This is a genomic window from Alterinioella nitratireducens, assembly GCF_013155465.1.
Taxonomy (GTDB): domain Bacteria; phylum Pseudomonadota; class Alphaproteobacteria; order Rhodobacterales; family Rhodobacteraceae; genus Alterinioella; species Alterinioella nitratireducens.
The window spans coordinates 1-22,354 of the sequence record NZ_JABJVX010000026.1; the positions used below are offsets into that span (position 1 = coordinate 1).

At 66.6% G+C, this 22,354-nt stretch carries 17 protein-coding genes and 1 pseudogene; 8 read left to right on the forward strand and 10 right to left on the reverse strand.

Translation table 11 applies throughout. From position 1 onward, the window contains the following. Nucleotides 1-521 precede the first annotated feature (521 nt). The 7 genes from HNS34_RS19605 (at nt 522) to HNS34_RS19635 (ending at nt 8,030) form a co-directional block, all read left to right on the forward strand. Nucleotides 522-1,436 (forward strand): AAA family ATPase, encoded by a 915-nt coding sequence (locus HNS34_RS19605; RefSeq protein WP_172321783.1) that lies wholly within the window; start codon nt 522-524, stop codon nt 1,434-1,436. Between the two features lie 6 nt (nt 1,437-1,442). Continuing rightward, on the forward strand, nt 1,443-2,666 hold the full coding sequence (locus HNS34_RS19610; protein ID WP_172321784.1) for a vWA domain-containing protein: 1,224 nt from the start codon (nt 1,443-1,445) through the stop codon (nt 2,664-2,666). Between the two features lie 71 nt (nt 2,667-2,737). Next, nucleotides 2,738-3,199 (forward strand): SRPBCC family protein, encoded by a 462-nt coding sequence (locus HNS34_RS19615; protein ID WP_172321785.1) that lies wholly within the window; start codon nt 2,738-2,740, stop codon nt 3,197-3,199. Nucleotides 3,200-3,247: 48 nt separating this feature from the next. Then, complete coding sequence (locus tag HNS34_RS19620; protein ID WP_172321786.1) at nt 3,248-3,721, forward strand: (2Fe-2S)-binding protein; 474 nt, start codon at nt 3,248-3,250, stop codon at nt 3,719-3,721. 14 nt (nt 3,722-3,735) lie between these two features. Then, a complete protein-coding gene (locus HNS34_RS19625; protein WP_172321787.1) occupies nt 3,736-6,078 on the forward strand; it encodes a xanthine dehydrogenase family protein molybdopterin-binding subunit in 2,343 nt (780 codons plus the stop codon). Nucleotides 6,079-6,092: 14 nt separating this feature from the next. Next, nucleotides 6,093-6,887: an FAD binding domain-containing protein gene (locus tag HNS34_RS19630; RefSeq protein WP_172321788.1), complete on the forward strand. Its 795-nt coding sequence runs from the start codon at nt 6,093-6,095 to the stop codon at nt 6,885-6,887. A gap of 126 nt (nt 6,888-7,013) precedes the next feature. Beyond that, a complete protein-coding gene (locus HNS34_RS19635) occupies nt 7,014-8,030 on the forward strand; it encodes a M48 family metalloprotease (RefSeq protein WP_172321789.1) in 1,017 nt (338 codons plus the stop codon). Between the two features lie 23 nt (nt 8,031-8,053). Here HNS34_RS19635 and HNS34_RS19640 read toward each other — a convergent pair whose 3' ends face one another. From HNS34_RS19640 to HNS34_RS19685, 10 genes and pseudogenes are all read right to left on the reverse strand, one after another. Continuing rightward, entirely contained in the window at nt 8,054-9,115 is a 1,062-nt protein-coding gene (locus HNS34_RS19640) for an SPOR domain-containing protein (protein WP_172321790.1), read from the reverse strand. 66 nt (nt 9,116-9,181) lie between these two features. Continuing rightward, the gene (upp, locus tag HNS34_RS19645) at nt 9,182-9,814 is read right to left on the reverse strand and encodes a uracil phosphoribosyltransferase (RefSeq protein WP_172321791.1); all 633 of its coding nucleotides are present in this window, start codon (nt 9,812-9,814) and stop codon (nt 9,182-9,184) included. Further along, a complete protein-coding gene (locus HNS34_RS19650) occupies nt 9,811-10,788 on the reverse strand; it encodes an adenosine deaminase (protein ID WP_172321792.1) in 978 nt (325 codons plus the stop codon). Before HNS34_RS19650 ends, upp begins: the two co-directional genes overlap by 4 nt. Then, complete coding sequence (locus tag HNS34_RS19655) at nt 10,785-11,993, reverse strand: phosphopentomutase (protein ID WP_172321793.1); 1,209 nt, start codon at nt 11,991-11,993, stop codon at nt 10,785-10,787. The genes HNS34_RS19650 and HNS34_RS19655 overlap by 4 nt, the downstream gene beginning before the upstream one ends. Continuing rightward, nucleotides 11,993-13,300: a thymidine phosphorylase gene (locus HNS34_RS19660; protein WP_172321794.1), complete on the reverse strand. Its 1,308-nt coding sequence runs from the start codon at nt 13,298-13,300 to the stop codon at nt 11,993-11,995. The genes HNS34_RS19655 and HNS34_RS19660 overlap by 1 nt, the downstream gene beginning before the upstream one ends. Nucleotides 13,301-13,304: 4 nt before the next feature. Then, nucleotides 13,305-13,700, reverse strand: a pseudogene (cdd, locus tag HNS34_RS19665) (cytidine deaminase); the annotation flags it as partial. Nucleotides 13,701-13,766: 66 nt separating this feature from the next. Beyond that, nucleotides 13,767-15,281, reverse strand: coding sequence for a response regulator (locus HNS34_RS19670; RefSeq protein ID WP_172321796.1), 1,515 nt, complete (start codon nt 15,279-15,281; stop codon nt 13,767-13,769). Between the two features lie 105 nt (nt 15,282-15,386). Further along, a complete protein-coding gene (locus HNS34_RS19675) occupies nt 15,387-17,276 on the reverse strand; it encodes a propionyl-CoA synthetase (protein WP_172321797.1) in 1,890 nt (629 codons plus the stop codon). Between the two features lie 225 nt (nt 17,277-17,501). Then, nucleotides 17,502-19,784, reverse strand: a complete 2,283-nt coding sequence (locus HNS34_RS19680) for an NADP-dependent malic enzyme (RefSeq protein ID WP_172321798.1) — start codon at nt 19,782-19,784, stop codon at nt 17,502-17,504. 80 nt (nt 19,785-19,864) lie between these two features. Beyond that, nucleotides 19,865-20,632: an NAD kinase gene (locus HNS34_RS19685; RefSeq protein WP_172321799.1), complete on the reverse strand. Its 768-nt coding sequence runs from the start codon at nt 20,630-20,632 to the stop codon at nt 19,865-19,867. A gap of 209 nt (nt 20,633-20,841) precedes the next feature. On the opposite strand from HNS34_RS19685, the gene glyA reads away from it, so the two are divergent. After that, entirely contained in the window at nt 20,842-22,137 is a 1,296-nt protein-coding gene (glyA, locus tag HNS34_RS19690) for a serine hydroxymethyltransferase (protein WP_172321800.1), read from the forward strand. Nucleotides 22,138-22,354: the final 217 nt, after the last annotated feature.

Sequence of the window (22,354 nt, forward strand, 5' to 3'; positions counted from 1 at the left end):
TGGAAAAGCCCGGTCGCCTTCGAACGGAAAGTGGCTTAAACGAGCACCTGGGGCGGCACGAAAGCGTGACAGGTCCAAACAAAGTCTCAAGTACGCGGGAGTATTTCCAGGTGGTGAGGCAGCTTCATACTGCAGCAAAGCTATTGGATGGCTCAAAGAGGAGATTGAGAAGACTCCATCTTTGCGGCATGCAAAGTACCTGCTCCGTCAACTTGAACGATAGTCCTATACTCTTCCCGGAAGCGACTTGATACGATTTCGCGCTGTCAGCGTCGCTATCACCAACCAACCTGCCAAACCAACATGAATTTGCGGAGAGCCGTAGCCAAACTTCCTCTGCGTCTAACATGCAAGCCCGCCGTGTCCCCCCCCCCCGTATGCACAGGGGGTGCATATGGGGGTGTACACATAGCACCCCCCTCGAATCCGCCCGTCCCCCTCCCCCGGACCCGTCACGTCTGGACATTCAGCCCCCTTAGATGGTCTCCTGCGCGGGGCGAGCAATCGAAAGGACCGGACAGATGGATGGGCTTCCCCAGAGCGTGGATGAGACGATCAAGTCCTTGTCCACACAGGATTATTTCAGCGGGCGAGATCTGGCCACGGTGGCCTTCCTGGCGCTTCGCCTCGGCAAGCCCCTGTTCCTCGAAGGCGAGGCCGGTACCGGCAAGACCGAGATCGCCAAATCCCTCGCCGCCGCCCTCGGCCGCCGCCTCATCCGCCTCCAATGCTACGAAGGCCTCGACGCAAATTCCGCCATCTATGAATGGAATTTCACCGCCCAGATGATCGCCATCCGGACCGCCGAGGCGACCGGCACCGCCGACCGCAAGTCCCTGCAATCAGAGCTTTTTTCCGAGGCGTTCCTGATCAAGCGCCCCCTCTTGCAGGCGCTGGAGCCGCATCCGGAAGGCCCGCCCGTCCTGCTCATCGACGAGGTCGACCGCACCGATGAACCCTTCGAGGCTTTCCTGCTGGAGGCGCTCTCGGATTTCCAGGTCACCATCCCCGAACTGGGCACCGTCACCGCCGAAACCCCGCCCATCGTCGTGCTGACCTCGAACCGCACGCGTGAGGTGCATGACGCGCTGAAACGCCGCTGCCTCTACCATTGGGTGGACTACCCCGATTTCGAGCGTGAGGTGGACATCCTCAACGCCCGCGTCCCCGGCTGCTCGGACACGCTCTCGCGCGAGATCGTGGCCTTCGTGCAGGGCCTGCGCGGCGAAGACCTGTTCAAGACCCCCGGCGTTGCCGAAACCATCGACTGGGCGCGCTGCCTGATCGCGCTGGACGCGGTGGCGATCACCCCCGATGTGATCTCGGACACGCTCGGCGCGCTCCTGAAATACCAGGACGACATCGCGCGGATCGCGGGCTCCGAGGCGATGCGCATCCTGACCGAGGCGCAGGCGCGGCTGCGTCTCGCCTCGTGATCCGCCATGCAAGCGCTGCCGCATACCGAAGGCCGTCTGGTCGATAACATCGTCCACTTCACCCGTGCCCTGCGCAAGGCGGGCGTGCCCGTCGGAACGGCACAGTTGCGCAACGCGATCGAGGCGGTGATGGCGGCGGGCTTCACCCGCAAGGACGATTTCTTCGTCACCCTGCGCGCCACGCTGATCTCGCGCCCCGAGCATTTCGAGACATTTGAGCAGGTCTTTGCCCTTTTCTGGCGCGACCCCGAATTCCTGGAACGCATGGTGCGCGAGATGCTGCCGCTGATGCAGGTGATGCAGCCCGACCAGCCGCCGCCGAAACCCGCGCAAAGGCGTGCCGCGGACGGGCTCTGGGGCGATCAGCCGGGGGCGGGGGACGCGCCCGAGCGCGAGGAGCTGGAGGTCGATGCCAAGTTCAGCATGTCCGACCGCGAGACGCTGATGCGCCAGGATTTCGAACAGATGAGCGCGGCGGAACTGACCGATGCGAAGACCGCCATCCGAACCCTGCGCCTGCCCGCCCCGCCGATCCTGACCCGGCGCTATCGGGCCTCCTCCAGCGGCGGCCGCGCCGATGTGAAGGCGATGCTGCGCCGGTCCCTGCACAAGGGCGGCGAGATCGACCGGCTCAGCCTGAAACAGCGGCGACTGCGCCCGCCCAACCTGGTGGTGATCTGCGATATTTCCGGCTCGATGTCGGTCTACAGCCGGATGATGATGCATTTCCTGCACGCGCTGACCTGGGCCCCCGATGCCGGATGGGGCAAGGTGCATGGCTTCACCTTCGGCACCAGGCTCACCAATGTCACCCGCTCGTTGCACCTGCGCGATATCGACATGGCGCTGGACGATCTGGGGCGCGAAGCCTCGGACTGGAAGGGCGGCACCCGCATCGGCGAGGCGCTGCACCGCTTCAACCGCGACTGGTCGCGCCGGGTTCTGGGGCAAGGCGCGGTGGTGCTGCTGATCACCGACGGGCTGGAACGCGGCGACGTAGGGCAATTGCGGGCCGAGGCCGAGCGGCTGGCAAAATCCTGCAAGCGTCTGATCTGGCTCAACCCGCTGCTCAGATGGGACGGGTTTTCGCCGCAGGCGGCGGGCATCAAGGCGCTGCTGCCGCTGGTTGACAGCTTCCATAGCTGCCACTCGCTGGACAGCCTGGCCGAGCTTGGCGCGGCCTTCGCCCGCCATGGCGCGGGGCGGCCATCTTCCGCCGCGCCGTCATAATTTCTTGCATTGGGTCAAAGGGTTTCTAAACTCGGGGCCGGGAGACGAGGGAGGATAGATCGGGTGTTCCAATGGATATGACCGGCGAATATCGCATAGCCGCCCCGCGCGATGCGGTCTGGGCCGCGCTCAACGATGTTGATGTGCTGGAGGTCTGCATCCCCGGCTGCGAGGAAATCCACCAGGACAGCCCCACCACGATGACCGCCAAGGTGGTGCAGAAGATCGGGCCGGTAAAGGCGCGATTCGACGGCGCGATCGAGCTTTTGAATATCGAGGCCCCGGCCAGCTACACCATCAAGGGCGAGGGCCAGGGCGGCGTCGCGGGGTTCGCCAAGGGCTCCGCCGATGTCACGCTCGAGGAGGACGGCGATGAGACCGTGCTGCGCTATGAGGCGCGGGCGCAGGTCGGCGGCAAGCTGGCCCGCCTGGGAAGCCGGTTGATCGACGCCACCGCCAAGAAGGTCGCGACCCAGTTCTTCAACAATTTCCAACAGCATCTGAACGATCCCGATCCGCCGGAGGACGGCTGATCGGGCGAGATAACGCGGGCGTCAGACCCGCAAGCCAGGGAGGAAGAGATGACCAAGATTTCCATGAATGTGAACGGCAAGGCCGTCAGCCGGGATGTGCCCGACGAGACGCTTCTGTCGGACTACCTGCGCGAACATCTGCGCCTGACCGGCACGCATGTCGGCTGCGACACCAGCCAATGCGGCGCCTGCGTGGTGCATGTGAACGGCCGCGCTGTGAAATCCTGCTCGGCGCTGGCCGCCTCGCTGGAGGGGGCCGAGGTGACCACCATCGAAGGCATCGCGCAAAACGGCGAGCTGCACCCGATGCAGCAGGCCTTCACCGACCATCACGGGCTGCAATGCGGCTTCTGCACGCCGGGCATGATCATGACCGGCGTCGATATGGTGAACCGCTACAAGGCCGAGGGCCGCGACTTGACGACCGACGCGATCCGGCATGAGCTGGAGGGCAATATCTGCCGCTGCACCGGCTATCACAACATTGTCCGCGCCGTCGAAGACGCCGCGGCGAAGATGTAAGGGAGGGTCACGCCATGTCCACGGGAATTGGTGCGCGCGTCAAGCGCAAGGAAGACAAGCGGTTCATCACCGGCAAGGGCAAATATACCGATGATGTGCGCAGCGAGAACCAGGCCTACGCCGCCTTTGTCCGCTCGCCCCATGCCCATGCGAAGATCAAGGGCATCGACAAGAGCGCGGCCCTGGCGATGGAGGGGGTCATCGACGTGCTCGACGGCCACCAGCTGACCGGCGACGGCATCGGCAACATCATCTGCGGATGGGCCATCACGTCGAAGGATGGCAGCGCGATGAACATGGGCGCTTGGTCGGCGCTGGCCACTGAAAAGGTGCGCTATGTCGGCGACGCCGCCGCCGTGGTGATCGCCGAGACCCAGGCGCTGGCCCGGATCGCCGCCGAAGCGGTCGAGGTGGACTATGAGGTGCTGCCCGCCGTCTCCAATGCCAAGAAGGCCCTGGCAGACGGCGCGCCCGAGATCCACGACAACGCGCCCGGCAACCTGATCTATGACTGGGAGATCGGCGAGGAAGCCGCCACCGACGCGGCGCTCTCCGAGGCCGCCCATGTCACCGAAATGGAGATCACCAACAACCGCCTCTCGCCCAACCCGATGGAGCCGCGTTCCGCCGTCGCGACCTATGACGCGGCGGAGGAGCATTACACGCTCTACACCACCAGCCAGAACCCGCATGTCGCGCGCCTGGTGCTGTCGGCCTTCTACCAGGTCGCGCCGGAACACAAGCTGCGGGTGATCGCGCCCGATGTGGGCGGCGGTTTCGGGTCGAAAATCTACATCTACCCCGAGGAGATCACCTGCCTCTGGGCCTCGATGAAGACCAACCGTTCGGTCAAGTGGACCTCGGACCGGTCCGAGGCCTTCATCACCGACGCCCATGGCCGCGACCATATCTCGACAGCGAAGATGGGCTTTGACGCGGATGGCAGGATCACCGGCTTCAAGGTCGACACCATCGCCAATTTCGGCGCCTACATGTCGCTCTTTTCCTCGGCGGTGCCGACCTATCTCTATGCGACGCTGCTGTCGGGGCAGTACGACATCCAGAACATCCACTGCAACGTGCGCGCGGTCTATACCAACACGGTGCCCGTGGATGCCTATCGCGGGGCCGGACGGCCCGAGGCGTGCTACCTGATCGAACGCATGATGGAGACCGCCGCGCGCGAGATGGGCAAGGATCCGTCCGAGCTGCGCCGGGCAAATTTCGTCCGTGAATTCCCGCATCAGACGCCGGTGATCATGGCCTATGACGCGGGCGATTTCGACGCCAACCTCGACCAGGCGCGCGAGGCCGCCGATGTCGCGGGCTTCCCCGCCCGCAAGGAAGAGGCGGCGAAACGCGGCAAGCTGCGCGGCTTGGGCTATTCCAGCTATATCGAGGCCTGCGGCATCGCCCCCTCGGCGGCTGTCGGCTCGCTCGGGGCCGGTGTGGGCCTCTGGGAATCCGCCGAGGTGCGGGTGAACCCCGTTGGCACCATCGAGATCCTGACCGGCTCGCACAGCCACGGCCAGGGGCACGAGACCACATTCGCGCAGATCGTGGCCGAACGCTTCTCGATCCCGATCGAAAACGTCTCCATCGTGCATGGCGACACCGACAAGGTGCAGTTCGGCATGGGCACCTACGGCTCGCGCTCGGGCGCGGTCGGCATGTCGGCCATCGTCAAGGCGATGGACAAGGTCGAGGCCAAGGTCAGGAAGATCGCCGCGCATGTGCTGGAGGCCAGCGAGGATGACATCGTCATCGAAGGCGGCGAGGTGAAGGTCAAGGGCACCGACAAGGCGATGGGCTGGCACGAGGTGGGCCTTTCCGCCTACACCGCGCATAACCTGCCGCCCGACATGGAACCGGGCCTGAAGGAAAGCGCCTTCTACGACCCGGCCAACTTCACCTTCCCGGCGGGCGCCTATATCTGCGAGGTCGAGGTGGACCCCGAAACCGGCGTCACCGAGATCGTGCGCTTCACCGCCTCGGATGATTTCGGCACCATCATCAACCCGATGATCGTCGAGGGGCAGGTGCATGGCGGCATCGCGCAGGGCATCGGGCAGGCGATGCTGGAACAGGTCGTCTATGACGATGACGGCCAGCTGATCACCGGCTCCTACATGGATTACACCATGCCGCGCGCCGCCGATCTGCCGTTCTACGACGTGCATCACGCCTCAACCATCTGCCCCAACAACCCGCTCGGCATGAAGGGCTGCGGCGAGGCGGGGGCCATCGGCTCGCCGCCTGCCGTGATCAACGCGATCACGGACGCCATCGGCAGCAACACCCTGGCCATGCCCGCAACCCCGCACGCGGTCTGGTCCGCGTTGCAGGCGGCTCAGTAACGGAGGGACTGAACATGTATCCGACGAAATATCACAAGCCCGACAGCGTGGACGCGGCGATCACCGCCCTTTCCGGGGCCGAGGATGGCAAGTTCCTGGCCGGGGGTCAGACCCTGCTGGCAACGATGAAACAGCACCTGGCCGCGCCTTCCGACCTGGTCGATGTCCGGGGCATATCCGACCTCTCGGGCATCCGCATGGATGGCGACACGCTGGTCATCGGGGCGGCCACGACCCATGCCGAGGTCGCCGCCAGCGCCGATGTGAACTCGGCCTGTCCGGGCCTGGCCAGGCTGGCGGCGGGCATCGGCGATCCGGCGGTGCGCCACATGGGCACGATCGGCGGCTCCATCGCCAATAACGACCCGGCGGCGTGTTACCCGGCGGGGCTCCTCGCGCTCAACGCCACCATCGTCACCAACAGCCGCGAGATCGCCGCCGACGACTTCTTCCTCGGCCTCTTCACCACGGCGCTAGAGGAGGATGAGATCATCACCTCGGTCCGTGTGCCCGCCTGCGCCAAGGCGGCCTATGCCAAGTTCCGCCAGCCTGCCTCGCTCTTTGCGCTGGTCGGCGTCTGCGTGGCGCAGACGGCAGACGGGGCACGTGTCGCCATCACCGGCGCGGGCGAAGATGGGGTCTTCCGCCACGAGGGGCTGGAGGCGGCGCTGTCCTCGGACTGGTCCGCATCGGCCATTGACGGGGTCGAGGTCTCGGCGGACGGGCTGATGAGCGACATCCACGGCAGCGCCGCCTACCGCGCCAACCTGATCAAGGTCATGGCAAAACGCGCGGTTGCCGCCGCCTGAGCCCTGCGACAAGGACCGCCCCCGCCCTGCCGATCCGGCGGCGGGGGCGGTCCCCTCGCACACGCATCCTTGCCCCCTCCCCCCCCTTCGGGTAATCTGCCCGGCAAAACAAGGCGGTAGTCGGGCATGACGGCGCTCAATGAATATGCGAGGCTGGAAACCACGGGGCTCTGGCGGGAAACCCCGGACAGCCAGCGCCGCGAGGTCGTCGTGTCGCTTGGCGATGCCACGCTGGTGATCTCGGCGATGACCGATACCGCCCTGTCGCATTGGTCCCTGCCTGCCATCCACCGCCTCAATCCCGGCAAGCGCCCCGCCCTCTACGCCCCCGATACCGAGGCCGACGAGACCCTGGAAATCTCCGAACCGACCATGATCGAGGCCATCGAGAGGGTGCGCAGCGCCATCGAACGCCGCCGCCCGCATCCGGGCCGGTTGCGCCTGTGGCTGGCGGCGCTCCTCTTCCTGATCACATTGGGGATCGGCATCGTCTGGCTGCCCGACGCGCTGGTGCGGCAGACGGCCTCCATGCTGCCTGCCGCGAAACGCACCGAGATCGGGCAATTCATCCTCGCCGACATGGCCGATCTTGCCGGACGGCCCTGTTCCGGCACCCGTGGGTTGCAGGTCATGCGCGAGCTCAGCACCGCCGTATTCGGCCCCGGCGCGCCGCTGGTCGTGGTGCTGCCCTCCTCGGCGCAAAGCACCGCCGCGCTTCCGGGCAATATCATCGTGGTCAACCGCTCCCTCGTCGAGGATCACGAAGGCCCCGAGGTTCTGGCAGGTTTCCTCTTGACCGAAGACCTGCGCCGCAACACGCGCCCGCCCATGCGCCGCCTGCTGGACGAGGCCGGGATCTTCGCCACCCTGCGCCTCATGACGACGGGCGAGATCAATCGCAGCCACCTGCGCGACCATGCCGCCATGCTGCTCAGCAATTCGCCCACCCCGGTCGACACGCCCGCCCTGCTGGAGCGGTTCGAGAGGGCCGGTGTCAGCACCGAGCCCTTTGCCTATGCGCTTGATCTGTCAGGCGAATCCGTCCTCCACCTGATCGAGGCCGATCCCATGCGGGGCCGCCTGCGCGCGCCGCTGATGTCGGATCAGGACTGGATCGCGTTGCAGGAGATCTGCGGCGGCTAGGCCCCGCCCCCGTGCCGGTCCCGTCAGCGCGTCACCGCCCCCGAATAACCAAGCCCATGCGCCCGGCTCAATGTCCGGCTGAGCGCGGCGGCATCGTCGAAGGGACCGGCCAGCAGGACCAGCGACCCGCTGCTGCTGCTTTGGCCCAGGCTGGTGGGCATCCCCTGCCCGGCCAGCTGCGCGCGGGCGCGATCCGCCGTGGCGCGGTCGGAATAGCGGGCGATCTCGACATAGCGATGCGAGGACGCGACCGGGGCCGCCGGGGCCACAGGGGCTGCTGCCACAGGGGCCGTCACGGCCGGTTCCGCCACGCTTGGCGCGGGGGCCGCGATGTCGGGCGTGCTGGAGGCGCGGGTGACGGTGCCATAGCCCGGTTCGGGAATGATCACCACCATCAGGTCGATGGCCGTCAGCGGCACGTCGCCTTCCCAATAGCTGTCCTGCGCCGCATAGCCCTGCGGCGTGGCGAAGACCAGCCCGCGATAGGGGTTGAGGCGCCCATCCTCCCAGGCAGGCTCATACCCCGCCGGGACGCCGCCGCCAAAGGCCGCGACGCCGGGATGAACGGCCTGCGGCCCGCAGCGCACGTTGGTCCCCTGAATGTAGCGGCCCGCCGACGCCGGAAGGTTCGGGCAGCCCGAGACCCCCGCGGCGACGGTGGCTGTCGTGGTCGTGGTCGGCGCGGGCGCGGTGGCGGCGGGCCGGACTGTCACTGTGGTCTGCGCGGGCCGCGCGGGCGCAACCGGGGCCTGGGGCGCTGTCGCAACCGTGACGGCGGGGCGCGCCGGGGCGGCGGGGGCCTGCGGCGTTGCCGGGGCCGCCGGGGCCGCGACCGTCGTGCCGCCGGTCGGCTGATAGCCGCAGAGCGGTTGCCGCGTACGGCTCACGCGGGGCACCCAGGTCTCCTGCCCGCCATAGCCCGCGCGGATGAACACGCAGCCCCGGCTGTCGACATATTGATCGGCGCTGTAGCTGGCCGGTGGCGTCTCCGCCGGACCACCCAGTTGCGATACGCTTTGCGCAAGACCGGGTGCGGCCCAGACCGCCCCCATTGCCAAAGCCGAAACCAAAGAAAGAATCCGCATAACAACCCCCATTGTCTATGCCCGGAAGACTGACAGAGCTTGCCCGCGACGTAAAGGGTGCAGGGCCTATTTGGTGCCGAACATGCGGTCGCCCGCATCCCCTAGTCCCGGAACGATATATCCCTTGTCGTTCAGATGGCTATCCAGCGCGGCGGTGACGATGGGAACATCCGGGTGCGCCTCCTTCATGCGGGCCACCCCCTCGGGCGCGGCCAGCAGGCAGAGAAAGCGGATATCGGTGGCGCCGGCCTGTTTCAACAGGTCGATGGCGGCGACGGAGGAATTGCCCGTGGCCAGCATCGGATCGACCGCGATGACCAGCCGATCCTGTAATTCCGTCGGCACCTTGAAGTAGTATTGCACCGGTTGCAGCGTCTCCTCGTCGCGGTAGAGCCCGACGAAACCCACACGGGCCGAGGGGATCAGTTCCAGCATCCCATCGAGCAGCCCGTTGCCCGCCCGCAGGATCGAGACCAGCGCCAGCTTGCGCCCCGCCAGAACCGGCGCGTCCATCTCCTGCATCGGCGTGGTGATGCGCTTGGTCGTCATCGGCAGGTTGCGCGTCACCTCATAGGCCAGAAGCTGGCTGATTTCGCGCAGAAGCTGGCGGAACACGGCGGTCGAGGTGCCCTCCTCGCGCATCAGGCTCAGCTTGTGCTGTACCAGCGGGTGGTCAACGACGGTCAGGTGATCGGTCATGCGGCAGGCTCCAGTTTCTTGGCAATCTTGGCGCGGGTATCGGCATCGCAAAAGGCCGCGTCCAGCGCGTTTCGGGTGACCTCGGCGAAGACCTCCTCGTCCCATCCGAAGGTCTCCGCAAGCATCTCGTATTCGCGCGTCATCGTGGTGTGGAAAAACGGCGGGTCGTCGGTCGAGACCGTGACCTTGACGCCTTTTTGGCGCAGCTTCTCGATGGGATGTGCCTTCCACGACGGGAAGACCCCCAGGAAGACATTCGACCCCGGACAGCATTCCAGCGTGATGCCGTCCTCGGCCAGTTGATCGACCAGGCCCGGATCCTCGATGGCCTGCACGCCGTGGCCGATCCGCTCAACCCGCAGGTCGCGGACCGCGTCGCGCACCGAGGCCGCCCCGCCCCATTCGCCAGCGTGACAGGTCAGCCGCAGCCCCGCCTCGCGCGCCATGTCGAAGGCGTAGGCGAAATCGCCCGGCTTGCCCGCCATCTCGTCGCCCGCAAGGCCGAACCCGGTGACGAAATCGCCAACAGTCTCGGCCGCGCAGCACGCGATCGGCTTGGCGCGGTCCGGGCCGAAATGGCGAATGGGCGTGATGCAGGCGCGCAGGGTGATGCCATGCGCCGCCTCGGCCCGATCCGCCGCCTCTCCGATAGCGTGCAGATACTCCCGCCACGCCCCAAGATCGCCACCCCCGCAGAAATCGGGCGAGATGAAGCTCTCGGTGTAAACCACGCCCTGCGCCGCGCTTTCCTCCAGCACCGCCGCGGTCAGGCGGGCGTAATCCTCGGGGCTTGTCAGCACGGAAGTCGCCGCCTCGTAGACGCTGAGGAAATGGTTGAAATCGCGATAGGCATAGCCGCCATCGGCGTCAAAAATCCGGCTCAGATCGACCGATTTCTCCTTCGCCATCGCGCGGATGAAATCGGGCGGGGCCGCGCCCTCCAGATGCAGGTGCAACTCGATCTTGGGTGTCATAGAAAACTCCGTCCCGGTCCTTCAGCCGTCACGCCCAGATGCGCCGCCACGCTGGCGGCCACATCGGCAAAGGCGCATTGGCCGATCTGCCCTCTATAGGGACCAGCCGCAACCACCGGAACCCGCTCGCGGGTATGATCCGTCCCGGTCCAGCTTGGGTCATTGCCGTGATCGGCGGTGAAGACCATCAAATCGTCACCCCGCAGCCGCGCCAGGATCGGGCCGATACAGCGGTCGAACCATTCCAGGTGCCGCGCATAGCCCGAGATGTCGCGGCGATGACCATAGACACTGTCGAACTCGACGAAATTGGCGAAGACCAGCCCGCCCTCCGGGGCCTCGTCCACCAGATCTGAGAGATGCCCCATCAACACCTCATCCGGCCCCTTGCGCACCTCGTCGATACCGCGCATCGAGAAGATGTCGCCGATCTTGCCCACAGCCTGAACAGACCGTCCCGCCCGCTGCACCCAGTCGCAGAGCGTCGGCGCGGGCGGCGCAATGGCGTAGTCATGCCGGTTGGGCGTGCGGGTATAATCGCCTGCCTCGCCGATGAAGGGCCGCGCGATCACCCGGCCCACGCGCATCTTGTGCAGCGTCGGGGCAAGCGTTTCACAAAGATCATAGAGCCGGTCCAACCCGAAGCTTTCCTCATGCGCGGCGATCTGGAAGACGCTGTCGGCGGAGGTGTAGCAGATGGGCCAGCCGGTTTCCTGATGGCGTTCGCCCTCGGCCTCGATGATGGCGGTGCCCGGCGCGTGGCGATTGCCCAGGATGCCACCCACACCGGCAATCCGCTTCACCTCTTCTACAAGATCATCGGGAAAGGCGGGCTGCTCATCGGGGAAATAGGTCCAGTCCCAGGGCACCGGCACGCCGGCCAGTTCCCAATGGCCCGACGGCGTGTCCTTGCCGCGCGACACTTCCGTCGCCGCCCCCCATAACCCGCGCGCCTCCGGGTCGATCCCCGGCGCGGCCTCGCCCGAGGCCAGCCGCACCGCCGCCCCTAGCCCGAGGCCCCCCAGATGCGGCATCGACAATGGCCCGCTGCGCCCGTCCTCCGCGCGCCCCTCGGCGCAGGCCGCCGCGATATGGGCCAGCGTGTTGGCCCCGGTATCGGGCCGGTCGCCGTTGAAGAACTGGTCCGCATCGGGCGCACCGCCGCAGCCCATGCTGTCCAGCACCACCAGGAACGCGCGCGCCATCAGCCAATCCTTTCCTGTATAAGATCGGGGCCAGAGCCACGAGGCGCCCCAAGCGTATAGGCCCGGTGCAGCGCCTCCGCCGCCTCTCTCGCCGCCTCCTCGCTGGCGGCATGGATGCGCGCCAGCGGGCGCTGTGTGTCCACCGTGTCGCCAATCCCGGCAATGTCGGACAGGCCGACACCATGATCCAGCTTGTCGGATTGCACCAGCCGCCCGCCGCCCAGATGCACCACGATCTCGCCCAGGGCGCGCGTGTCGATAGCCGCCACCGTGCCGGGATCGCGCGGGAAGACCTCGGCCACCACCGGCGAGGATGGCAAGCGGTCCCGCCAGCGGCTGACGAAATCGGACGGCCCGCCAAGCGCTGCCACCATTCTGCCGAAACGCTCCGCCGCCGCGCCTGAATTAAGCGCGTCGTTGATCTTCGCCTCGCCCTCCGCCGCATCCTCGGCCAGCCCGCCAAGCGCCAGCAACTCGCCGCCAAGCGACAGCGTCAACCGGCGCAGCCGGTCCGAGCCGCCGCTGCCCGTCAAAAGCTCCATCGCCTCGATCACCTCCAGCGCGTTGCCGGCCGACCGCGCGGCGGGCTGGCTCATATCGGTGATCAGGGCCGAGCATCTGCACCCCGCCCCCTGCGCCGTGTCGACCAGCGATTGCGCCAGTTTCAGCGCCTCGCCCGGATCGGCCATGAACGCGCCCGTGCCGGTCTTGACGTCCAGCACCAGCCCGTCCAGCCCCTCGCTCAGCTTCTTGGACAGGATCGAGGCGGTGATCAGGTCGATGCTTTCCACCGTCGAAGTCACGTCGCGCACGCCATAGAGCCGCTTGTCGGCAGGCGCGATCTGGCCCGACGCGCCGACGATGGCGCAGCCCACCTCGCCCACGACGCGGGCCACCTCGTCATTGCCGACGATGGCGCGGTAGCCCGGAATCGCCTCCATCTTGTCCAGCGTGCCGCCGGTATGGCCCAGGCCGCGCCCCGAAAGCATCGGCACATAGGCCCCGCAGGCCGCCAGCGCCGGGGCCAGCGGCAGCGACACGGTGTCGCCCACCCCGCCGGTGGAATGCTTGTCCAGCACGGGCCCGGACAGGTTCCACTGCAGCACCTCTCCGGTATCGCGCATGGCATGGGTCAGATGCACCCGGCCCTCGCGCCCGATGGCCCGCGTGCAGATCGCCATGGCAAAGGCCCCGGCCTGCGCGTCAGAGACCGTCTCATCGGCCAGCCCCTGCGCAAACCATTGATATTGCTCGGGCGTCAGCCCCTTCCCGTCGCGCAGCCGCGCCAGTATCTCGCGCGCATCCATCGGCTCACGTCCCTTCCATATGGCCCGCGCCGAAGGCCCCCGGCAGCAGCTCCGCCACCGTCATCGACAATGTCGCGCCGCGCGTCGTGGCCATGGTCACCATCACATCCCCTTGCGCGAATTCCTTGAGCTTCTGGCGGCACCCGCCACAGGGCGGCACCGGCGCGGGGCTGTCGGCGATCACCGTCACCTCGGCGATGCCCGTGTCACCCGCCGCGATCATCGCCGCGATGGCCCCGGCCTCGGCGCAGGTGCCTTCCGGGTAGGCCACGTTTTCGACGTTGCAGCCGAGATGCGTATTGCCCTCGATACTGCGGATCGCGGCGCCCACCTTGAAGTTGGAATAGGGCGCATAGGCGCGCTCGCGCACGGATTTTGCGGCTTCCAGCAATGACATCTGCCTGTCGCTCCTTGGCTGTCGGGTCGCGCCAGTTTGGGCGTTGCCCCGCCGGGTTGCAAGGGGCGCTCACGCCTCGCGGGCGGCGCGGCGCTCGACCTGCTCGATCAGGATGGCCAGCGCCTGCCGGCAGGTCGCGACCAGCGTCGGTGCCTCCTCCAGCCGCCCGCGATGCGCGGTGGCATTCAGCGATTCCGCCAGCCCCTGCAACCGGTCCGCGCCGACGGCACCGGCCAGCGAGATCAGGATATGCGTCTGCGCGCGCACCAGGCCCGCATCGCGCCCCTCCACGCCCGCGTGCAGCAGACGGGCGACGGATCGCAGATCGGCCAGCAGATGGCGCAGGAACTCCTCTCGCCCGTCGGGGCCCGCCGCCTGCAAGATCGCGTCGAAACGGTTGCGGTCCAGCTGCCCGATGCGTTGCGTCACCTCGGGGTCGGGCACCGGGGCGGGGCCATCGCCGCTGCGATCGACATGACGCCGGATCGCCTGCCCGAAATCCTGGATCGAGCGGATCGGCTTGGCGATGACGCCATCGGCCCCTGCGGCATAGATCGCCTCGCGGTTGTCGCGCAGGATATAGGCGGTCAGCGCCACCAGCGGCGTCTCGGGCACCGCGCCGCGCGCGCGCAGGTCGCGCATCACCTCGATCCCGGTCATGCGCGGCATCTCGATATCCAGCAGCGCGATGTCGAACCGGTCCACCTTGAGCGCGGCCAGCGCCTCGACCCCGTCGCGCGCCAGCCGCATCCGCGCGCCCATCCGCTCCAGCATCTGGCGCACGATGATCTGGTTGGTCTCGTTATCCTCGGCCACCAGCACGCTGAGATCCGAGAGGTCCGGCAGCACCGGCTCCGCCTCATCCGGTTTCCAGCCCTCGGGCGGCAGGCGCAGGCGCACTTCCGCCCCGTGACCGGCCAGGTTGATGACGGTCAGCTCCGCCCCCAGGCTGTCGGCCAGGTCCTTGGAGATATGCAAGCCCAACCCGGTGCCGGGGCGCGTCGCATCCTGCGGGCGGCCATCGGGGGTAAAGAGCCGCTCCAGCGCGGTGTTCGAGAACCCCGGCCCCTGGTCGCGCACGGAAAACTCCAGCTGATCGTCGCGGCATGCCACCTTCAGCGTGACCCGGCCCTGATCGGTGAATTTCAGCGCATTGGCAATCAGGTTGCCCAGGATCCGGTCCAGCTTGATCCGCGCCACGCTGACCCGCTCGGGCACGTCCCGGTCCACGTCCAGCCGAAAGGTCAGCCCCTGTTCGCGCGCCCGCCCCGACCAGCGCATTTCGACCCCGGCCAGGAAGCTGCGGAAATCGAACACCTGATCAACCGCGCTTTCATCCGCCCGGCCATCCAGTTCCAGAAGCGCCGCATCGACCAGTTCGGCCAGCGCCTCGCCGGCGATCTGGACCCGCTCGACCTGGTCCTGGGTATCGCTGTCCAGCCGGGCGCGGTCGATCAGGCGCAGCCCGCCGATCACGTCCGACACCGCGGCGCGGATATCGTGACTGTAAAGCTTGATCGCCGCCCGCACCGCCCGAATCTGCGCCCGGTCCTCCGCCGCGTTTCCCTCCCGCCGTGCCGTCACTGCCCGTGGTCCCCTTCCGTTACCCCGGGGGAGAGCCTAGGACAGATGGCCCAAAACCGGAAGCACCGAGCGCGGCGCGAGGCAGGAAACAGAGCAATTCCCGCCTTAACGCGGGTAGCCGAGCCCCTTCAGCGCCTCAGCGATCTCATCCAGGATGGCCGGATCGTCGATGGTGGCGGGCAGCTTGAAGTCTTCCCCATCGGCGATCTTGACCATGGTGGCGCGCAGGATCTTGCCCGAGCGCGTCTTGGGCAGGCGGCTGACCACGCAGGCCAGCTTGAAGGCCGCCACCGGGCCGATGCGCTCGCGCACCAGACGGACGCAATCGGCGACCACATCGGCCTCGGACCGCTCCACGCCCGAGTTGAGGCACAGGAACCCCATCGGCATCTGCCCCTTGAGCGGGTCGGCTACGCCGATCACGGCGCATTCGGCCACATCCGGGTGGCTGGCAAGAACCTCCTCCATGCCGCCGGTGGACAGGCGGTGCCCGGCCACGTTGATCACGTCATCGGTGCGCGCCATGATGAAGAGGTAGCCATCCTCGTCCCTGTAGCCCGCATCGCCGGTCTCGTAATAGCCGGGGAAATGCTCCAGGTAGGATTTGCGATAGCGCGCCTCGGCATTCCACAGGTTCGGCAGGCATCCCGGCGGCAGCGGCAGCTTGATGGCAATCGCCCCCAACTCGCCGCGCGGCACCTCGTGCCCGCCCTCGTCCAGGATGCGCACGTCATAGCCCGGCATCGGCACGGTGGGCGATCCCAGCTTGACCGGCAGCGGCTCGATCCCCATCGGGTTGCCCGCGATGCACCAGCCGGTTTCGGTCTGCCACCAATGGTCGATGACCGGCACGCGCAGCTTGTCCTGCGCCCATTCGATGGTGTCGGGATCGGCGCGTTCACCGGCCAGGAACAGGGTCTCCAGGCTGGACAGGTCATAATCGCCGACCAGCGCGCCCTGCGGATCGTCGCGCTTGATGGCGCGGAAGGCCGTGGGCGCGGTGAAAAGCGCCTTGACCCCGTGATCCTGGATCACCCGCCAGAAGGTGCCCGCATCGGGCGTGCCGACGGGCTTGCCCTCGAACACCAATGTGGTGCAGCCGAAGACCAGCGGCGCGTAGCAGATATAGGAATGGCCCACGACCCAGCCGACATCGGACGCGGCCCAGAACACCTCGCCGGGGTTCATGTCATAGAGATTGCGCATCGACCAGTTCAGCGCCACCAGGTGCCCGGCCGTATGCCGGATCACCCCCTTGGGCGCGCCCGTGGTGCCGGAGGTATAGAGGATATAGGCCGGGTGGTTGCCCTCGACCGGCACGCACTCGGCATTCTCGATCCCGTATTGAAACCCGTGCCAGTCAAAATCGCGCCCCTCTTCCAGGCGGGCCACCTCCTGCTCGCGCTGGAAGATGACGCAGAACTCGGGGCTATGTTTGGCCTGCTCGATGGCCCCATCGAGCAGCGGCTTGTAATGCACCACGCGCCCCGGCTCCAACCCGCAGGACGCGGCGATGATACATTTCGGCGTGCAATCGTCGATCCGCACCGCCAGCTCGCTGGCCGCGAAGCCCCCGAACACGACCGAATGGATCGCGCCCAATCGGGCACAGGCCAGCATTGCCTCAAGCGCCTCGGGCACCATCGGCATGTAGATGATGACGCGGTCGCCCTTCTCTATGCCCCTGGCCCGCAGCGCGCCCGCAAGGCTGGCGACGCGGGCCTGCAACTCGGCATAGGTGATCTCGTGCTTGGAATGGGTGACGGGGCTGTCATGGATGATCGCGATCCGGTCGCCGTGGCCGGCCTCGACATGGCGGTCGACCGCGTTCCAGCAGGTGTTGACCATGCCATCGGCGAACCACTCGTAGAGCGGGGCGTTGTCGGCGAACAGCGCCTTCGACGGGGCCCGGTCCCAGTCAATCGCCTCGGCGGCCCCCATCCAGAACCCCTCCGGGTCGCGCTGCGCCTCTGCATAGACTTCCTGATAGGACATTCATCTTCCTCCCGATCCAACCTGCCCCGTTGTTAGGCAGCGCCCGACGTTACGGCAAGCACGCAGGCGGGCGGGTGAGGCGGAAGGACGCAATTTATTTGCAGAAACGACCGGATCGGCTTTGCAAATTTTGCAAACCGACCGGGATCAGGGGAGCGATATGAATAGACGGCCTGGGTTTGCAAACTCTGCGCACCAGAGATGCAAACCCCGCTGATTCTGTCCTCAGCTATAGTGATGCACGGGCGTGCCCGCCAGCGCGGTCATGTTCAGCAATCCCCGCGCGGTAATCGAGGGCGTCACGATATGCGCCTTGTTGCCCATCCCCATCAGGATCGGCCCGACCTCCAGCCCGCGCGCCTTGACCTTGAGGATGTTGCGCGCCGTGCCCGCCGCATCGGTCGAGGAATAGACCAGGCAATTGGCCGCCCCCTCCAGCCGCGAGCCGGGATAGATACGCTCGCGCAATTCCCCGTCCAGCGCCGCATCGGTCAGCATCTCGCCCTCATAGGTGAAATCCAGCCCCATCGTGTCGAGGATCTGCATCGCCGCGCGGGTCCGCCTGCCGCTGTCGCTGTCCAGGTTGCCGAACTGCGAGCTGGAACAGATCGCCACTTTCGGCTCGACCCCGAACCGGCGCACATGCCGCGCGGTCCCGATCACGGTCTCGACGATCTGCTCGGGCGTGGGCATCGCGTGGACATGCGTATCGGCGATGAACAGCGGCCCGTCCTCCATGATCATCAGGCTCAGCGCCCCGACCGGGTGCAGCCCATCGGTGTTGCCCAGAAGCTGGCTGATATAGTTCAGGTGCCACAGATATTGCCCGAAGGTGCCGCAGATCAGGCTGTCGGCATCGCCGCGATAGACCGCGACCGCGCCGATGGCGGTGGTGTTGGTGCGCAGGATGGCGCGCGCCAGGTCCGGCGTGACCCCGTTGCGCTGCATCTTCTCCAGGTAGCTCTGCCAGTAATCGCGGTATCGGGCATCGCTTTCGGGGTTGATCAGGTCGAAATCCCGGTCCGGCTTGATCTTGAGGCCCGCCCGCTCGATCCGGCTCTGCACCACTTCGGGGCGGCCAATCAGGGTCGGAATATCGGTCATCTCCTGCACCATCGCCTGCGCCACGCGCAGCACGCGCTCATCCTCGCCCTCGGCAAAGACGATGCGCCGCGTCGCGGTCGAGGCCGCCTCGAACACGGGCCGCATGATCAGCGCCGAGCGATAGACCGACTGGTCCAGCTTGGCGCGGTAGGCGTCCAGATCCTCCAGGGGCCGCGCCGCGACCCCGCTTTCCATCGCGGCCTTGGCCACGGCGCTGGCCACGACCCCGATCAGGCGCGGGTCGAAGGGTTTGGGGATCAGGTAATCCGGCCCGAAGGTCAGCTTCTCGCCCTGATAGGCGGCGGCGGCCTCGGCGCTGGTGGTCTGGCGCGCCAGTTCCGCGATCCCCTCGACACAGCCGATCTGCATCGCGTCGTTGATCTCGGTCGCGCCCACATCCAGCGCGCCGCGGAAGATGAAGGGGAAACACAGCACGTTGTTGACCTGATTGGGAAAATCGCTGCGCCCCGTCGCGATAATGGCATCCGGCGCCACGCTGCGCACATCGTCGGGCGTGATTTCCGGGTTCGGATTGGCCAGCGCGAAGATGATCGGTTGCGCGCACATCCTCGCCACCATCTCGGGCTTCAGCACGCCGGGCCCCGACAGCCCCAGGAACAGGTCCGCCCCGTCGATCACCTCGTCCAGCGTGCGCTTGTCGCTGGCCTGTGCAAAGGCCGCCTTCTGCGGGTTCATATCCTCGGTCCGGCCCTCATGGACCAGCCCGTGAATATCGCACAGCCACACGTTCTCGCGTTTCACGCCCAGTTTCAGCAGCATGTTGAGGCAGGCGATCCCCGCCGCCCCGCCCCCCGTCGAGACCACCTTGATATCGGCCCATTCCTTGCCCGCGACATGCAGCGCATTGGTCGCCGCCGCCCCCACCACGATGGCGGTGCCGTGCTGGTCGTCGTGAAAGACCGGAATGCCCATGCGCTCGCGGCAGATTTGTTCAACGATAAAACAATCCGGGGCCTTGATGTCCTCCAGGTTGATCGCGCCAAAGGTCGGCTCCAGCGCGCAGACGATATCGGCCAGCTTTTCGGGGTCGCTTTCATTCACCTCGATATCGAAACAGTCGATATTGGCAAATTTCTTGAACAGGACCGCCTTGCCCTCCATCACCGGCTTCGAGGCCAGCGCGCCGATATTGCCAAGCCCCAACACCGCCGTCCCGTTCGAGACCACGGCCACCAGGTTGCCGCGCGCGGTGTAGCGGGCGGCATCGGCGGGGTCGTTCTTGATTTCAAGGCAGGCCTCCGCCACGCCGGGGCTGTAGGCGCGGGCCAGATCGCGGCCATTGGCCATCGGCTTGGTGGCGCGGATCTCCAGCTTTCCGGGGCGCGGAAACTCGTGATAATCCAGCGCGCCCTGGCGCAATGTCTCGCGTTCTTCCTTATCCATCACCGGACCTCCCTCTGGTTTAGTTTAGCACTAAACTATTTTTCTCGCACGCCCAAACGCGGTGCAACGTCGCGGGCCGCTCATGTGAATTGCTCGCTGATCAACCGCTCCTCCAGCCCGTGGCCGGGATCGAACAGGATGCGATGCGCGACGCTCGGCTCGGACCGGATCTCGACCGAGACCACATCCTCGACCGACCGGCTGTCGGCATCGGCGCGCACCGGGCGCTTTTCGGCATTGATCACGTCGAAGCGCACCACCGCATCCTTGGGCAGCAGCGCCCCGCGCCAGCGCCGGGGCCGGAACGCCGCCATCGCCGTCAGCGTCAGCACATCCGCGCCGATGGGCAGGATCGGGCCATGCGCGGAATAGTTATAGGCGGTGGACCCGGCAGGCGTCGCCACCAGCGCCCCGTCGCAGACCAGTTCGGCCATGCGCATCCGCCCGTCGACGAAAATCCGCAGCTGTGCGGCCTGCGGCCCCGCGCGCAAGAGGCTCACTTCGTTGATCGCCAGCGCCTCGGTCACGGTGCCGTCGCGTTGCGTGGCGACCATGTGCAGCGGGTTGATCACCGCCTCCTCTGCCGCCTCAAGCCGGTCGATCAGCCCGTCCTCGGAATATTCGTTCATCAGGAACCCGACCGTGCCCCGGTTCATGCCATAGACGGGGGCCTCGATCTCCTGGGTGCCATGCAGCGTCGACAGCATGAAGCCATCGCCGCCAAGTGCGACGATTACGTCGGCCTCCTCGGGCGGGTAATGGCCGAACCGCGCCGCCAGCCGCGCCTGCGCCTCCGCCGCAATGGGCGCGTCCGAGGCGAGGAAACAGATGTTACGGGCAGCGGGCATCGCGCCTCCGGCGTTCATGAGCGTCCAGTGTTCACCCGGCCAGCGGCGAAACTCAATCCCTGATTAGGGCAATAGTCCCGCTCGAAATTCCGATCAAAGGACGGTTGCGGTCTTCAAAGCGGCGCTTTGAGGGCTTTCACCCCGCCCGCGCAAGCGCTATGGCGCACTCATCTTGCGCAACCCCGGACCCCAGAGAGGGAGTAGAGCCCATGACCGCAGCCCACCGTTCCCCCGGTTTCTTCACCGACAGCCTGGAGGCCCGCGATGCGGAGATCTCACGCGCCATCCGCTCCGAGCTTGGCCGCCAGCGCGACGAGATCGAACTGATCGCCTCCGAGAACATCGTCAGCCGCGCCGTGATGGAGGCCCAGGGGTCGGTCATGACCAACAAATACGCCGAAGGCTATCCCGGTCGGCGCTACTATGGCGGCTGCGAATATGTCGACATCGCCGAAACCCTCGCCATCGACCGCGCCAAGGAGCTTTTCGGCTGCGATTTCGCCAATGTGCAGCCCAATTCCGGCAGCCAGGCCAACCAGGGCGTCTTCACCGCGCTGATCCAGCCCGGCGACAACATCCTGGGGATGAGCCTCGATGCAGGCGGCCACCTGACCCACGGGGCGAAACCCAACCAGTCCGGCAAATGGTTCAACGCGGTGCAATACGGCGTGCGCAAGCAAGACAACATGCTGGATTACGACCAGGTCGAGGAATTGGCGAAGGAGCACCAGCCCAAGCTGATCATCGCGGGCGGCTCGGCCATTCCGCGCCAGATCGACTTTGCCCGGATGCGCGAAATCGCGGATATGGTCGGGGCCTATCTGCATGTCGACATGGCCCATTTCGCGGGGCTGGTCGCGGCCGGTCTGCACCCCTCGCCCTTCCCGCACGCCCATGTCGCGACGACGACCACGCACAAGACCCTGCGCGGCCCCCGCGGCGGCATGATCCTCACCAATGACGAGGCCATCGCGAAAAAGGTCAACTCCGCCATCTTCCCCGGCATCCAGGGCGGTCCGCTGATGCACGTCATCGCCGCCAAGGCCGTGGCCTTCGGCGAGGCGCTGCGCCCCGAGTTCAAGGATTACGCCGCCCAGGTCATCACCAATGCGCAGGCGCTCTCCGATCAGCTCATCAAGGGGGGCCTCGATACGGTCACGCATGGCACCGACACCCATGTCGTCCTGGTCGATCTGCGCCCCAAGGGCGTCAAGGGCAACGCCACCGAAAAGGCGCTTGGCCGGGCCAACATCACCTGCAACAAGAACGGCGTCCCCTTCGACCCCGAGAAACCCACCGTGACCAGCGGCATCCGCCTCGGCTCGCCCGCCGGAACCACGCGCGGCTTCGGCGAGGAGGAGTTCCGCCAGATCGCCGACTGGATCATCGAGGTTGTCGACGGGCTGGCCGCCAATGGCGAGGACGGGAATGGAGACGTGGAAGAGAAAGTGAAGGCCGAAGTGGCTCAGCTCTGCGCCCGCTTCCCGCTCTACCCCGACCTCTGATCCCATCTTCTTGGTCAAAATACTCGAAAAGAACCTGACCCCCGGCGCAACCCGTCGGGGGCCTCTCTTGCCCGTCCTTCTCCCTGCATATGCGTCAGGGGGTGTACGGGGGGTGCATCGGGGGGTGTACACAAAGGCACCCCCCCTTTATGGATGGCCCGCCCCTCCCGCCGCCGCTCGTGTAGGGTGTCGGTGTTCAAAGGAGGAAGGAACGAAC

What these genes read in the sequence shown, in the direction of transcription:
- HNS34_RS19605 (WP_172321783.1), top strand. Translation starts at nt 522, where the DNA reads ATGGATGGGCTTCCCCAGAGCGTGGATGAGACGATCAAGTCCTTGTCC.
- HNS34_RS19610 (WP_172321784.1), top strand. Translation starts at nt 1,443, where the DNA reads ATGCAAGCGCTGCCGCATACCGAAGGCCGTCTGGTCGATAACATCGTC.
- HNS34_RS19615 (WP_172321785.1), top strand. Translation starts at nt 2,738, where the DNA reads ATGGATATGACCGGCGAATATCGCATAGCCGCCCCGCGCGATGCGGTC.
- HNS34_RS19620 (WP_172321786.1), top strand. Translation starts at nt 3,248, where the DNA reads ATGACCAAGATTTCCATGAATGTGAACGGCAAGGCCGTCAGCCGGGAT.
- HNS34_RS19625 (WP_172321787.1), top strand. Translation starts at nt 3,736, where the DNA reads ATGTCCACGGGAATTGGTGCGCGCGTCAAGCGCAAGGAAGACAAGCGG.
- HNS34_RS19630 (WP_172321788.1), top strand. Translation starts at nt 6,093, where the DNA reads ATGTATCCGACGAAATATCACAAGCCCGACAGCGTGGACGCGGCGATC.
- HNS34_RS19635 (WP_172321789.1), top strand. Translation starts at nt 7,014, where the DNA reads ATGACGGCGCTCAATGAATATGCGAGGCTGGAAACCACGGGGCTCTGG.
- HNS34_RS19640 (WP_172321790.1), bottom strand. Translation starts at nt 9,115, where the DNA reads ATGCGGATTCTTTCTTTGGTTTCGGCTTTGGCAATGGGGGCGGTCTGG.
- upp (WP_172321791.1), bottom strand. Translation starts at nt 9,814, where the DNA reads ATGACCGATCACCTGACCGTCGTTGACCACCCGCTGGTACAGCACAAG.
- HNS34_RS19650 (WP_172321792.1), bottom strand. Translation starts at nt 10,788, where the DNA reads ATGACACCCAAGATCGAGTTGCACCTGCATCTGGAGGGCGCGGCCCCG.
- HNS34_RS19655 (WP_172321793.1), bottom strand. Translation starts at nt 11,993, where the DNA reads ATGGCGCGCGCGTTCCTGGTGGTGCTGGACAGCATGGGCTGCGGCGGT.
- HNS34_RS19660 (WP_172321794.1), bottom strand. Translation starts at nt 13,300, where the DNA reads ATGGATGCGCGCGAGATACTGGCGCGGCTGCGCGACGGGAAGGGGCTG.
- HNS34_RS19675 (WP_172321797.1), bottom strand. Translation starts at nt 17,276, where the DNA reads ATGTCCTATCAGGAAGTCTATGCAGAGGCGCAGCGCGACCCGGAGGGG.
- HNS34_RS19680 (WP_172321798.1), bottom strand. Translation starts at nt 19,784, where the DNA reads ATGGATAAGGAAGAACGCGAGACATTGCGCCAGGGCGCGCTGGATTAT.
- HNS34_RS19685 (WP_172321799.1), bottom strand. Translation starts at nt 20,632, where the DNA reads ATGCCCGCTGCCCGTAACATCTGTTTCCTCGCCTCGGACGCGCCCATT.
- glyA (WP_172321800.1), top strand. Translation starts at nt 20,842, where the DNA reads ATGACCGCAGCCCACCGTTCCCCCGGTTTCTTCACCGACAGCCTGGAG.